Below are 14,365 nucleotides of genomic sequence, written 5' to 3'. Positions count from 1 at the left end.
ATATTATTTTACAATTAACTTTTTGGTAACTGTTTTTTGTCCATCAGATATATTTAATAAATACATTCCTGATTGCACACTTCCTAAGTCTATAGTCTCATTAAAGTCTGGAGATGCGTTGTGTACGTTATCAAAAACACGTCTTCCTCTTATATCATAAACTTCAATATCAATCTTATCACTAGATATTGACTTCATTTTTACATTAAAACTACCGTTATTAGGATTTGGGAAAACACTAAATTCAGAAAAACTAAACTCTTCCGTACTTAACCCAGCTACAGTTGAACATATTTCAATAGACCAACTATTCAGAACACCTGTATCTTGATTATAGTTATCTACAACAGCAATATTCCAATCTCCACTACTATCTAAACCTGAAAACACGTTAAGTGGTTGGGCAGGCGCATAAGTTCCTGTTGTAGGAGTAGCACAAACAATAGAAGCAGCTCCATCTTGAAATGTTACGTTTATATTATCATCACCATCATTACAATCTCTATTCCACACATTTGTAAAAGTAGTACCGTTAGGATGTTGAATTTGAATAACTAAATCACCAATCCATGTATGAGATATATTAGCACTAACAGATATTTGACTAATAGTTTGAGAATCTGGCACATTTATAGTATTAAAAAGAGCAGAACCTCCCTGGTTAGGTCCAACTCCATCTGGAATTGCTAAACCTAAAGCATCCGCTGATGAATAAGTATTACATGTTATAGCATAGCCTATTGAAAATGCTTCTGAATTAACTGCATAGAAAATATTATCAACAGCTTCAATCATAACCCTACAAAACGGAGCCGCTAAACCAGGTGGTAAAGTAATTGTTTCTGTACCATCATTAGGAGTATTAGCCGCTAATACGGTATCAAAAGTAAGTCCGTTATCTGTAGACAGTAAAATATTTACATGAGATGTATTAATTCCGTTGGCATTAGTTCCTGCAACATCCCAGGTAAAGGTTTCTATTGCTCCTTGCTCTAAAGTTAATCCACTTGTATTTTGAGATGTAACAGCAAAAGGACCTGCTGATGCATTTACATTAACAGACATTAAATCTGCATCTGTCTGCCCAATACCTTCGGCAAAACCACTACCATTATCTCTTACTATAAAAGAAAATTCCATACTCCTAGTTACAGATGGAGTTACTTCCCAAGTTGTTATTAAATTTCCACTTAACACATCAGATAATTGCGGCATATAACGATTAGGAGACGTAGATGGTAGAACGGAGCGATATAATGGTCCTTGAGCCCATGTAGACTCTGGTGATCCCGTTCCTGGTGCTCGCTCTGGGTCATTTTGCGACCAATTGTAAGTTAGTGACTCCATACCATCTGGATCAGAGGCTGAACCCCTTAAAACAAACGCTGTATTTGCAGGTATTGTATAATCATCGCCTGCATCAGCAATTGGTGGTTGATTTACTAAATTAGTCTCTACATCACAACTACTACTAACACCTGTTTGAATATTTTGAGAAATATCACGAATACTCACATAGTTAAAATGAGCGTCACTATTTGACTGAACGTTTGTTGGACAGATTCCTGCATACCCCATAATAGAACTTCCAGATGCTGGCTCTACTTCTGTAGCTCCATTTCCTGATCTGCTACAAGTATTCATAGTATGCCATCCGTCAAATTGGTGTCCCATTTCATGTGCAACATAATCAATATCAAAAGGATCTCCTGTCGGGTCATTTCTCCCTGTATATCCTCTACCTTTATGAAAATCACTTTGGCTTTGAGATGAGCAAACACACCCTAAACATCCTGCACTTCCACCTCCTGTTGTATTAAAATTATGCCCTATATCGTAATTAAATACACCTATTACATTATCAATAGTTTGTGCTGTTGTTGTATTAAATTCATTTACCCAAGGATCTGACGCCGGATTTAAATATATAATATCATCATTATTTGCAACAAATATTAATCTAATAGCTAAATCACGCTCATAAATTTCATTAACTCTATTCATAGTAATAGCCATCTGAGCTTGAACATTTGCTTTTTGCTGAGCAACAGTTCCTGTTCCTGCAAATATTTGCGCATATTCACCATTACATGATAATGCTAAACGATATTCTCTTAACTTTTGATCATTTGTATCATTTCTGTTAGAAGCGTGATCGTTTTCAAGAGATTGTAGATTAATGTTTTCATCAACCAAACATTCAAAGTTTTGTAAATCTTCTCCTAAAGAAACTCGATCATAAACGATGTATGATTCTCTATTTTCTGTAAATGGATCTATATAAACTGAACTTCTCTTTCCTGATAAAGACATTGCATGTAATCCAAATTGAGTAACACTAAATCTCATTGTAGCTGTAGGATCATCAACACCTATAGCTTTATAAGTTTTTATCATAGGGTAACGTGCTGCCAAACCAGGCTCCATAATTGAAGATTCTGTTACAGAAAATTTTTCATATGTTCCATCTGCTGTAGGAAACTCCATTACTAAAGAAGCTCCAGCTCTTCTTGTCGATACAGACTCTTGTAATGGAGCTTCGCTCAACACACTTTTAAATCTATCTATATCTAAATTAAAAACTTCAAATTCTGAAGGGTAAGATGCTCTATGCACTTTTTTTCCCAGCCTATGAGTTTCAGGGCTCGATTTTGACCAATAGTCATTTTGGGCATAAATCGAAAAACAAAAGAAACACATTGCTGATAAAAAGACATAATGTAGTTTTTTTCTCATAATATTATATTAGTCTTAAGGGTTTTTCAAATTTAACATTTATTTCACATATGGCAAATAATTGTAATTAGATAAAAAATTACGATTTTAAATCTAGTCAAAACCAAAGAATTGTAACATAAAAAAGGAAACCCTCATAAGGATTTCCTTTTTTTGTTTAATTTTTGTTTAATGAATTAATTTACAATTAATTTTTTGACAACTGTTTTTTGTCCATCAGACACATTTAACAAATATATTCCTGATTGCACATCTCCTAAATTTATAGTTTGATTAAAGTCCTGAGAGGCATTATATGTGTTATCAAAAACACGTCTTCCTCTTATATCATAAACTTTAATATCAATATTATTACTTGATATGGCATTCATTTTCACATTAAAACTTCCGCTATTAGGATTTGGATAAACACTAAAGCCTGAAAACACATTTTCAACAACTGATAAAGACCCAAGCACGTTTACAGCATAATCTTCTACTTCAGCGTCAAAACTTGAACCCGCTCCAGTGGTAACTTCACATGGTCCTGGAGCTGCATTATACTGTGTAGACACCCTCATAGTTGTAGTTCCTAAAACGGCATTAACAGGCACAGTAACAGTTAATGGAGAATTTGAAGTTGCGCCGTTTGACACATTTTGAGCACTTCCTAAATCATACTCTTCATTTGCATCAAACACACAATTTTGGTTCCAATCAATCCAAACTCTTGTAAAGCATTCCCAGTTTCCGTCTGTGTTTAAATGAACTGTTAAATCATATTCAGACTCTCTATTTACATCTGTTGAAATACTAGCGGTATAATCGCTATAACCTGAAGGCTTACCTGAAGCATTATTAATTTCATTAAAAACGACCAACGTAGTACTAGTATCGTATACAGTATTCCCTTCTGAAGGGCACAAACTATCACAAGACACACAATTACTTCCAGAAACAACAGAAATATAATCAGTTAATGTAATTGTATCTGTTCCGAAAGAATTTGTAACTGTTAGTGTAACATCATATGTACCATCTGAAGAATATGTTACTGTAGGGTTCTGATCTGTAGAAGAACTTGGTGTTCCTCCTTCAAAAGACCAAGACCAAGATGTAGCATCTGGGACTGAATTATCAGAAAAAACAACAATGTTGTTAGTATCTAAACAGATACTTTCATTATCAACACTTAAAGCTGCAACTGGCGGTCCTGGTAAAGCTGGTAAAGTATAACCACAATCTGTTAATGATGAATGTATCGTATTGATATCTGACTGACTATAATTAAGGTTTACTGCTGCTTGATAAACTGCAACTGCAGCATCATTCTGGCTTGAGGCACCATTCGTCATCCCTAAACCTTCATAAAAAATCTTGTCCATTTCTTGCTGACCTATTTCATCCCAAATACCCATCAAACAAGTAGCCCAGATTTGTCCATCTGTATGTATTTGACCCACAAGACCATCTGGGTAAGTTGCTGTATGAGCTGTGGTTCTACCACCCCAACATGTATTGTGTCCATCCCAGTTAAAAACCCAATTATATTGAGGGTCTGTAGAGTTCCAGTTTCCTAAACTTCTATTGTAAGATTGCGCTACATAATCTCCACAACCCTCACTTAATCCATCAACTTGAGAAAGACCTCCTGCTGTTACCCAGTCATGCAATCCATGCCCTAATTCATGATGAATCACATCAGAATCTTCGCCATCATCAACACAACCTTCTCCAAAAGAAAGTCTCCCTGTTCCTCCTGTATAATATGAATTATCAGCTCCTCCTGCTCCATGAGCATCATATCTTACACCACCTGAATACTGATACGGCATGACATCACAACCTAATGTGTTATTGATGTAATTTATTAAATAATCTATATGAAAATATATGTTTACTGGTTCAAAGCCTTGCTCTTGTCGTGTAAAACTAAAATCTGATGAATTTTGAGAAAAAAGTCCCGTACTTGGTGCATCAAAATCAACAATTTCTGCACGTGGGCCAACTAAAGAGTATGTACTTCCTGTTTGAGTTATGTCATTTAATATTACACTAAACCTTGCATTATTGAGTTCAGTAGTATTAGCGTCATTACCATCAACATATCCTCCACCGTAAGCAACACCATTGGATGATAATGGATCTGGATTAAATACCATCCCTGTTCCAGTTGCTCGACGACGATATTCATTAGACTTATCTAAAGAATTACTCTTATTTACTTTCTTTTTTTTCTTGTCTTTATCAGTATGATAATGATTTAAATCAACCACTTTAAAAACCTCACCTGTTTGAGCGTCAACAAAAACATGCCATTCACCTAATGGATCTGTAGCTGATATAACTACTTCGTGGGCCAATTTTGTGATTTTCGTGTTATTGTAAACAGTTAAATGGGTGTTTCTATAACTTACAGCGCTATTTATATTTAAGTATTCATTAGCTATCTCGTATGCTCTATCTTTTGATATTGAAGGGTTTTGATTAAAAGCTTTAAGTTTTTGATAACTATTCATCACATAAACTATCTTGTTTTTTGGCGAAATAGATATAGTAATTTCATTTTTATTCACAGGATAATCTCCAGAATATTGTCTATACCTCACTACAGTGCCTGAACTTGTAGATCTTGTAGCATGGTGTCTTAAATTTGACAAATCCTTCTTTTCTAGTCCTAATGTTTCATATTCATTACCTAAATAGTATTGCGCCATAGTTTCTGGTGAGCCTTGAGGAACCTCATAGTTTAAACCATATAGAGCCACCGGAAACCCTGTGCTTGCATTATAACGGCCAGTTTTTTTTATTTCTGTAGGAAACACCTCGTCGTGTTCTAATGAGATTTCAAAACCTTTTTTAGCTTGTGGTTTTTGTGCAAATAGTACAAAATTAAAAAGTACCACAAAGAGAACTAAAAAAACATTTTCACTTTCAAAAACACTTTTTGAGTAATTTTTTTTCATGATTTTATGTTAAATGTTAATAAGATCCTAAAATTACTAAAAAAAACACAACAATTATTAATAGTTAAACAAAAACAACATAACATTAAATCTTTTTATAAACCACATACTATTCAAACTTCAAACATTTCCTTGTTTAAGCAAATAAAAAAAGTAGATTGAAACTTATTCAATCCTCTTTTTTATTTTTGTATCATCAATATTTGTAATTTGAAAATAATAAAATCTAAAAAAGAATCTTTTCATCAAGCAACTGCTATTACCATTGGCACCTTTGATGGTGTACATATTGGGCATCAAAAAATTATTTCCAGGTTAATTAATACTGCAAAAAAACAAGGTCTAGATGCTGTAATTCTGACGTTTTTTCCTCATCCTAGAATGGTATTGCAAAAAGATACTAGTATAAAACTTATTAATACGTTAAATGAAAAAGCCGAGATTTTAGAAAATCTTGGTTTGGATATTTTATATATAAAAGAGTTTACTCAAGAATTTTCCAGACTTACTGCTGAAGATTTTGTTTCTAAAATTCTAGTAAATCAATTAAACGTAAAAAAAATAATTATAGGTTATGATCATCATTTTGGAAGAAACAGAACAGCTAATATTGATGATTTAATTGCTTTTGGTGAACAATATAATTTTGAAGTTGAAGAAATTACAGCACAAGAAATCAATGATGTTTCTGTAAGCTCTACAAAAATTAGACAAGCATTACTGCAAGGAGATATTAAAACCGCAAATAGTTATTTAGGTTACCACTTTATGCTTAATGGTAGTGTTGTAAAAGGCAAAGGCCTTGGTCATACAATCGGTTTTCCTACGGCAAATATACAAATTGATGAAACCTACAAGCTTATACCAAAACATGGCGTATACGTTGTGTCATCTATCATAAATAACAAAACGTATTATGGCATGATGAATATTGGTGTAAACCCGACAGTAAGTAATGATATTAAACAGTCTATTGAAGTACATTTTTTTAATTTTAACAATAGTATTTACGGCAATGCGTTAACAATAAAACTACTTCATAGACTTCGAGATGAAATAAAGTTTGAATCTGTTGATGCTTTAAAAGAACAACTAAAAAATGATGAAATATCATCAAAATTATATTTAGAAAACAATGAACCTAAATAATGTGTTATTTAAACATATAGACAATAGCCCTCTAATTATTTTCAGGGTAATTTTTGGGTTATTATGTTTTTTAGAATCGGTTGGAGCCATAGCAACTGGTTGGGTAAAACGCACATTAATAGATCCTCAATTTACATTTTCTTTTATTGGTTTTGAATGGCTACAACCATTACCTGAAAATTGGATGTATGCTTATTACCTTGTAATGGGTGTTTTTGGTTTTCTTATTATGCTTGGCTACAAATACAGAATGAGCACCATTATGTTTACGCTTATGTGGCTTGGCACCTATCTTATGCAGAAATCATCTTATAACAATCATTATTATTTACTGATTTTTTTAAGTACTATCATGGTTTTTCAACCTGCAAATAAATATTTTTCTATTGATGCCAAACAAAACCCAAGCATAAAAAGCATATCTATGCCATATTGGTGTAGCTTATTGTTTATCATACAAATGTTTATTGTTTACACCTTCGGCTCAATTGCAAAAATATATCCAGATTGGCTTGACGGCACCGTCATGGAGCTTCTTATGAGAAGCAAACAAAACTATTACCTTATAGGCGATTTTTTACAACAAACCTGGCTACGATACTTTTTGGCTTATGGCGGTATTCTTTTTGACGGACTTATAATTCCTTTATTGCTTTTTAAACCTACAAGAAAATGGGCTTTTTATGCATCTATTTTCTTTCACCTATTCAACTCTATTGTTTTTCAAGTTGGTATTTTCCCTTACCTATCACTTGCCTTTGCCTTATTCTTTTTTGAACCAAAAACTGTGAGAAACATTTTTTTGAAAAAGAAACCGTTTTATAATAAAGGCGAAGTAATAATACCTGCATACAAAAAGCCTTTAATTATTATTGGCACCATATATTTCATCATTCAAATAGGGCTACCATTAAGACATCATTTTATAAAAGATAATGTTTTATGGACAGAAGAAGGCCACAGAATGTCTTGGCGCATGATGTTACGTACTAAGCATGGTATTGCTACCTACAAGATTGTAAATAAAGAAACTCAAGAAGCTACACTAGTAAACCTAGATGACTATCTTACAAAAAAACAACAACGACTAGCTAGTGCAAAACCTGATGTAATTTGGCAGTTTGCCCAACACTTAAAAAAAGAATATGCAAAAAAAGGAGACGATATTTCTGTATATGTAGATTCAAAAATTAGTGTAAACGGAAGACCTTACAAATCACTAACAGATCCTAAAGTAGATCTTGCTGCACAAAAATGGCTTACTTTTAAGCATAGTCCGTGGCTTTTACCGTCAAGTTTAGAAGAAAAAACATCTAATTAAACCCTTTTTTAAAGATTATATCTCTTTGTAATTGTTTAAATTTGTCGCTTAAATTTTTAAACGTATGTTACAAATTCCTTTTATTAGAGAAAACAAAGCATTGGTTATTGAGCGTTTAGCAAAACGAAATATTGATGCAACACAGTCTATCAACGACGTGATTACTTTAGATGAAGACAGACGTAATCTTCAAACACAGTTAGACACCCTTAAAGCAGAATCTAACAGCATCTCCAAAGAAATAGGAAATTTGTTCAAATCCGGAAAAGCACAAGAAGCAAATGCTTTAAAGGAGAAAACAACGCAAATAAAAGAAGAGACTAAACAACTTGAACAAGCTTTAAATGATAAAGCCGAAGCATTAAGTCATTTATTATACCAATTACCTAATGTACCTCATGAATCTGTTCCAGCTGGTAATACAGACGAAGACAACGAAGAGATTTTTAGAGAAGGTGACATTCCAACACTTGTTGATGGTGCATTACCACATTGGGAATTAGCTAAAAAGTATGATATTATCGATTTTGAATTAGGTAATAAAATTACTGGAGCAGGATTTCCTGTATACAAAGGCAAAGGTGCAAGATTACAACGTGCACTTATTGCTTACTTTTTAGATAAAAACACAGCTGCAGGTTATACCGAGTACCAGTTACCACATTTAGTGAATGAAGCTTCTGGATATGGCACCGGACAATTACCTGATAAAGAAGGACAAATGTATCACGTTACTGGTGATAACTTATATTTAATTCCAACTGCTGAAGTTCCTGGAACCAACCTTTTCAGAGACACACTACTTAACGAGAGTGATTTACCAATTGGTATTACAGGTTATACACCATGTTTTCGTCGTGAAGCAGGTAGTTATGGCGCTCATGTTCGCGGATTAAATCGTTTACATCAATTTGATAAAGTTGAAATTTTACGTGTTGAGCACCCTGATAATTCTTACAAAGCGTTAGATGGTATGGTTTCTCATGTAAAAGAGATATTAAACGAATTAAAGCTTCCATATAGAATTTTACGTCTTTGTGGTGGAGATTTAGGGTTTACATCTGCATTAACTTATGACTTTGAAGTATTTTCAACCGCACAAGACCGTTGGTTAGAAATTTCTTCAGTATCAAACTTTGAAACCTTTCAAGCAAATCGTTTAAAATTACGATTCAAAAACAGTGAAGGTAAAAACGAATTAGCACATACACTAAATGGTAGCTCATTGGCACTACCAAGAGTGCTTGCCGGAATATTAGAAAATTACCAAACAAAAGATGGTATAAAAGTTCCTGAAGTTTTAATTCCTTATACAGGATTTGATATGATAGATTAAGATTATTACTTCTGTAATATTATTCTTGTTTTATCGATAAAACGCTAAAAATTAACGTTGTTTAACGAATTTTTAGCGTTTTTCTTTTTTTTATAAATATTTTTTTTGAAGTTCGTTATACCAAATCTAAAATGAAATCTAACATTGAAAAATCTGAAACGAATTTTTCTATTAATAACCGTAATTACTGTAGCAAGCATCGTGCTTTTTTCTGATTTAGACAAAAACGAAACTAAAAGCAATGCCTTATCTACTACAGAAGTTATAAAATAAAAATAGTCCCAATCGAGTAATTGAATCATGTTTTAACTTAACAGTGATTAATAGCACATTTATTTTGATTGGCAAAATGCCTGAATATTAATTCAGGCATTTTTTTTATAATAACATTTACATTTTCTACCCATAGCATTTGCTATATTTACACAAAGTTAAAATATGAGACTAGTTGTTTTTTTATGCTTTCTTTTAAGTTTTAATGCCTTTTCACAAGAAGACCTTGAAGCTAAAGAATATTATAAAAACGGAGAATTTGAAAAAGCACTTCTCTCCTATCAAAAGCTATACAAAAAGAATCCTAACAGCAATTATTTTATCCAGCTAATAAAGTCTCATCAACAACTAGAACATTATAATACGGTTGAAAATTTACTTCAAGAGCGCTTAACAAAAGTTAAAGACCCTAGACTATTTGTAGAATTAGGATATAATTTTAAGCTTAAAAACGATACCATTTCAGCCAATGTAAACTTTAATAAAGCGATAGATTTTATAAACCAAAACCCCAATTACGCTTACACTATAGGTCGTACTTTTGAAGACCACTCGCTACTTGAACAAGCTATTCAAGTTTATGAAAAAGGATTAGAATTAAGTCCTAACCCTAATTTCAAACTTCAACTTGCCAGAATTTATGGTGAGCAAGGACATATTGAAAAAATGTTTAAAAGCTATCTGGAATTTGTAGAAATTAATGAAAATGAAACTTATATAAACTCTATAAAAAGAGCTTTTAATGAATTTATTAGTGAGAATAGCGAAAACGAAAACAATATTATGCTTCGTAAAATTCTTCTAAAAAAAATTCAAGAAGAACCTAAACTACTTTGGAATGAAATGTTAAGCTGGTTGTTTATTCAACAGAAAGATTATAACAAAGCATTTGTTCAAGAAAAAGCTATTTTTAGCAGGCAGCCTGAATCTCTTGACAGAATAAACGAGCTGGCTTTAGTAGCTCTAAACGATAAAAACTATGACATTGCTCAAGATATTTACACCTATTTATCTGAAACAGCACAAGAGCTAAACACAAAACTAAACGCGCATTATAACTTATTACAAATTGAAACACAGCTAGCAACTTTAAAAGATTTAGATGCTATTGATACTAAATACCAAAACCTATTCAAAACCTACGGTAAGTTTTCTCAAACTTTACAACTGCAAATAGCTTACGCTCATTTTTTAGCATTTAACAAACATCTACCTAAAGAAGCAACAACATTTCTAAAAGAAACCTTACAACTGCAACTTACAGTAATTCAAGAAGCCCAAGTAAAAATAGAACTTGCAGACATATTAGTCCTTCAAGAAAAATTTAATGAAGCTTTAATTTATTACACACAAATACAGCGTAGCTCAAAAAACAGTACTATTTCTCAAGAAGCAAGATATAAAGTTGCAAGAACAAGTTTTTTTAAGGGCGATTTTAAATGGGCAGAATCTCAACTTAAAGTCTTAAAAGCATCAACATCGCAGCTTATTGCAAATGATGCACTAGACTTAATGTTGCTAATTACAGATAACAAATACGAAGACTCAACACAGTTAGGGCTTAAACTCTATGCAAAAGCAGATTTAATGGATTTTCAAAACAAACCACAAGAAGCCATTATCTTATTAGAGGAAATTTTAACACAGCACAAAGGCAAAACAATAGAAGACCAAGCATTATTTAAACAAGCCCAACTTTTTGAAAAAAACAAACAATACGACAAAGCCATAAAAAACTACCAGGCTATCATCACAAATTTTAAAGATGATATTCTTGCTGATGATGCCTACTATTATCTTGCTGAACTTTATAACAATATCTTAAGCAATCCAGAAAAAGCCAAAGAAAATTACGAGCAAATAATCTTTAATCATCAAGACAGTATTTATTTTGTTGAAGCACGAAAAAAATTTAGAATGCTTCGCGGTGATGCTATTAACTAGTATAATTGTATTTTTGAGCCATAAAACATTAATGTGCTTAAAAAATGATTATTTACAACGTAACTGCAAACATAGATGACAGCATTCATAACGAATGGTTAAACTGGATAAAAAACCATATTCCATTAGTGTTAGCAACAGGTCATTTTTCCGAAGCTAAATTAACTCGTGTTTTAGTAGAAGAAGAAATGGGTGGCTTAACCTACTCTATTCAATATAGAGCAAAATCTCGTGAAGATTTAGATGCTTATTATAAAAACCATGCTGATGCTTTACGACAAGACGGACTAAAACGATTTGCAGACAAAATGCTTGCATTTAGAACCGAACTAGAAATAGTTGATGAATTTTCAGTAACTTTTAACTAACAACAATGTCTGTAAAAGCAAAAAAACATTTAGGACAACACTTTTTAACCGATGAATCTATTGCTGAAAAAATTGCCGATAGCTTATCGCTTAAAGGTTATAAACATGTTTTAGAAATTGGCCCAGGAATGGGTGTGCTTACTAAATATTTGCTCAAAAAAGACATCACAACCCACGTTATTGAAATTGACACAGAATCGGTTGAATACCTTAAAGCCAATTACCTAAATCTTGCTAATAGAGTTATAGAGCAAGACTTTTTAAAATACGATATCACAAAAGTTTTTGGCGAGCAGCCTTTTGCTATCATAGGTAATTACCCTTACAATATTTCATCGCAAATTGTATTCAAAACTTTAGAAATGCGCGACCAAATTCCAGAGTTTTCAGGGATGTTTCAAAAAGAAGTTGCGCAACGTATTTGCTCTAAAGAAGGCAGTAAAGTATATGGTATTTTATCTGTTTTAACACAAGCATTTTACCATGCCGAATATTTATTTACAGTTCCACCTTCGGTGTTTAATCCGCCACCAAAAGTAGATTCAGGTGTGCTTTTATTAACAAGAAAAGAAAACTACACCTTACCATGTGACGAAACCTTATTTTTCAAGGTTGTAAAACAAGGATTTCAACAACGCCGAAAAACACTTCGTAACAGTTTAAAAACATTCAATTTGTCAGATAATTTAAAAGCAAATGCTATATTTGGCAAACGCCCAGAGCAATTAAATGTTAGCGATTTTATCATGCTTACACAATTAATTGAAAACGATAATTCATAATTCTCTAAAAAAAACATTCAATTTGTCTGAAGAAAAAGAAAACATACAATTTGAACTCACAGATGAGCTTATAGAATCCGTAGAGCTTCTTATCGAAGAACAAAACGATAAAGAACTCCGCAAGTTTTTAAGTGATTTTCATTATGCTGATGTCGCCGAAATTCTAGATGAATTAAATCTAGACGAAGCCATTTATGTCATAAAGTTATTAGATTCTGAAACCACTTCAGACATCTTAATGGAGCTTGATGAAGACAATCGTGAAAAAGTATTAGACCAATTATCTTCTAAAGAAATTGCTGAAGAAGTTGAGGAATTAGACACTGATGATGCTGCTGATATTATTGCAGAACTCTCTGAAGAACGACAGCTAGAAGTAATCTCTCAAATTGAAGACGAAGAACATAAAGCAGAAATTAGAGAACTTCTTGCCTATGACGAAGATACAGCTGGTGGACTCATGGCTAAAGAACTTGTAAAAGTTTATGAAACCTGGACTGTTGCTGGTTGTTTACGTCGTATTCGCGGTCAAGCAAAAGATGTAAAACGCGTACACTCTATTTACGTGGTTGACAAACAAGACAAACTTATTGGAAGACTTTCTTTAAAAGACTTAATTGTTGCTAAAAGCGATCAAAAAATTGCTGATATCTACATAAAAAGTGTTGACTATGTTACCGTTGATGAAGATGCAGAAGAAGTTGCAAGAGTCATGCAAAAATATGACCTAGAAGCCATTCCTGTCATTGATGAAAACCAAACCCTTTTAGGCCGTATTACCATTGATGATATTGTAGACGTAATTCGTGAAGAAGCTGATAAAGATTACCAAATGGCTGCCGGTATCTCTCAAGATGTAGACTCTGACGATAGCATCTGGAAACTTACCAAAGCCCGTTTACCTTGGTTACTCATAGGTGTATTTGGAGGTATTGGAGCTGCAAGTATCATTAGTGGTTTTAGTGAAGCTATGCTTAAATTTCCTGAATTACTTCTTTTTATACCTCTTATACAAGCAACAGCCGGAAATGTTGGTGTACAGTCTTCAGCTATTGTAGTTCAAGGTCTTGCCAATGACACCATAGATGGCAACATTGTAAAACGTCTATTTAAAGAGTTTGGTCTCGGTTTAGTAAACGGTCTTGCCATTGCCTGTGTAGCTCTGGTAATTAGTCATTTTGGTTTTGGTACAACCTATCATGTATCTATAACTATTGGTGTTGCATTAATATCTGTAATTGTAATGGCGGCTCTTATAGGAACATTTATTCCTATTGTTTTAGATAAGCGAGGTATCGATCCAGCAGTTGCAACAGGTCCTTTTATCACAACAAGCAATGATGTATTTGGTATTTTAATTTACTTTTTAATAGCTAAACTTATTTTAGGGTTTTAATTAGGGCGTTACCCTTTTGGGTCGCGCTTTTACCAGTCGCTTTTTTTTAAAAAAGAGCTCCAACAATGGCGCAATCGCTAACGCAAAACTTCGTAATTTTACAAAGCAACAACCA

At 32.9% G+C, this 14,365-nt stretch carries 9 protein-coding genes; 7 read left to right on the top strand and 2 right to left on the bottom strand.

Annotated features, from left to right (window positions below; all coding sequences use genetic code 11):
- Positions 1-3: 3 nt before the first annotated feature.
- Entirely contained in the window at positions 4-2,736 is a 2,733-nt protein-coding gene (locus ABD690_RS04380) for a reprolysin-like metallopeptidase (protein WP_344727482.1), read from the bottom strand.
- A gap of 176 nt (positions 2,737-2,912) precedes the next feature.
- Entirely contained in the window at positions 2,913-5,681 is a 2,769-nt protein-coding gene (locus ABD690_RS04375; RefSeq protein WP_344727480.1) for a T9SS type A sorting domain-containing protein, read from the bottom strand.
- 210 nt (positions 5,682-5,891) lie between these two features.
- On the opposite strand from ABD690_RS04375, the gene ABD690_RS04370 reads away from it, so the two are divergent.
- The 7 genes from ABD690_RS04370 (at position 5,892) to mgtE (ending at position 14,250) form a co-directional block, all read left to right on the top strand.
- Complete coding sequence (locus tag ABD690_RS04370; RefSeq protein ID WP_344727478.1) at positions 5,892-6,830, top strand: bifunctional riboflavin kinase/FAD synthetase; 939 nt, start codon at positions 5,892-5,894, stop codon at positions 6,828-6,830.
- Complete coding sequence (locus ABD690_RS04365) at positions 6,817-8,151, top strand: HTTM domain-containing protein (RefSeq protein WP_344727476.1); 1,335 nt, start codon at positions 6,817-6,819, stop codon at positions 8,149-8,151. The genes ABD690_RS04370 and ABD690_RS04365 overlap by 14 nt, the downstream gene beginning before the upstream one ends.
- A 64-nt stretch (positions 8,152-8,215) precedes the next feature.
- A complete protein-coding gene (gene serS, locus ABD690_RS04360) occupies positions 8,216-9,487 on the top strand; it encodes a serine--tRNA ligase (protein ID WP_344727474.1) in 1,272 nt (423 codons plus the stop codon).
- A 438-nt stretch (positions 9,488-9,925) separates the two neighbouring features.
- Complete coding sequence (locus ABD690_RS04355; protein ID WP_344727472.1) at positions 9,926-11,704, top strand: tetratricopeptide repeat protein; 1,779 nt, start codon at positions 9,926-9,928, stop codon at positions 11,702-11,704.
- Positions 11,705-11,748: 44 nt separating this feature from the next.
- Positions 11,749-12,072 (top strand): DUF4286 family protein, encoded by a 324-nt coding sequence (locus tag ABD690_RS04350; RefSeq protein ID WP_344727470.1) that lies wholly within the window; start codon positions 11,749-11,751, stop codon positions 12,070-12,072.
- A 5-nt stretch (positions 12,073-12,077) separates the two neighbouring features.
- Positions 12,078-12,854, top strand: a complete 777-nt coding sequence (gene rsmA / locus ABD690_RS04345; RefSeq protein ID WP_344727468.1) for a 16S rRNA (adenine(1518)-N(6)/adenine(1519)-N(6))-dimethyltransferase RsmA — start codon at positions 12,078-12,080, stop codon at positions 12,852-12,854.
- Positions 12,855-12,876: 22 nt separating this feature from the next.
- Positions 12,877-14,250: a magnesium transporter gene (gene mgtE, locus ABD690_RS04340; RefSeq protein ID WP_344727466.1), complete on the top strand. Its 1,374-nt coding sequence runs from the start codon at positions 12,877-12,879 to the stop codon at positions 14,248-14,250.
- Positions 14,251-14,365: the final 115 nt, after the last annotated feature.

The organism is Corallibacter vietnamensis, assembly GCF_039537875.1.
Classification (GTDB): Bacteria; Bacteroidota; Bacteroidia; order Flavobacteriales; family Flavobacteriaceae; genus Corallibacter; species Corallibacter vietnamensis.
This window is presented reverse-complemented; position numbering and strand designations above follow the sequence as displayed.

Coding starts and splice junctions, on each gene's coding strand:
- ABD690_RS04380 (WP_344727482.1), bottom strand. CDS start 2,736: ATGAGAAAAAAACTACATTATGTCTTTTTATCAGCAATGTGTTTCTTT.
- ABD690_RS04355 (WP_344727472.1), top strand. CDS start 9,926: ATGAGACTAGTTGTTTTTTTATGCTTTCTTTTAAGTTTTAATGCCTTT.
- rsmA (WP_344727468.1), top strand. CDS start 12,078: ATGTCTGTAAAAGCAAAAAAACATTTAGGACAACACTTTTTAACCGAT.
- ABD690_RS04375 (WP_344727480.1), bottom strand. CDS start 5,681: ATGAAAAAAAATTACTCAAAAAGTGTTTTTGAAAGTGAAAATGTTTTT.
- ABD690_RS04350 (WP_344727470.1), top strand. CDS start 11,749: ATGATTATTTACAACGTAACTGCAAACATAGATGACAGCATTCATAAC.
- serS (WP_344727474.1), top strand. CDS start 8,216: ATGTTACAAATTCCTTTTATTAGAGAAAACAAAGCATTGGTTATTGAG.
- ABD690_RS04365 (WP_344727476.1), top strand. CDS start 6,817: ATGAACCTAAATAATGTGTTATTTAAACATATAGACAATAGCCCTCTA.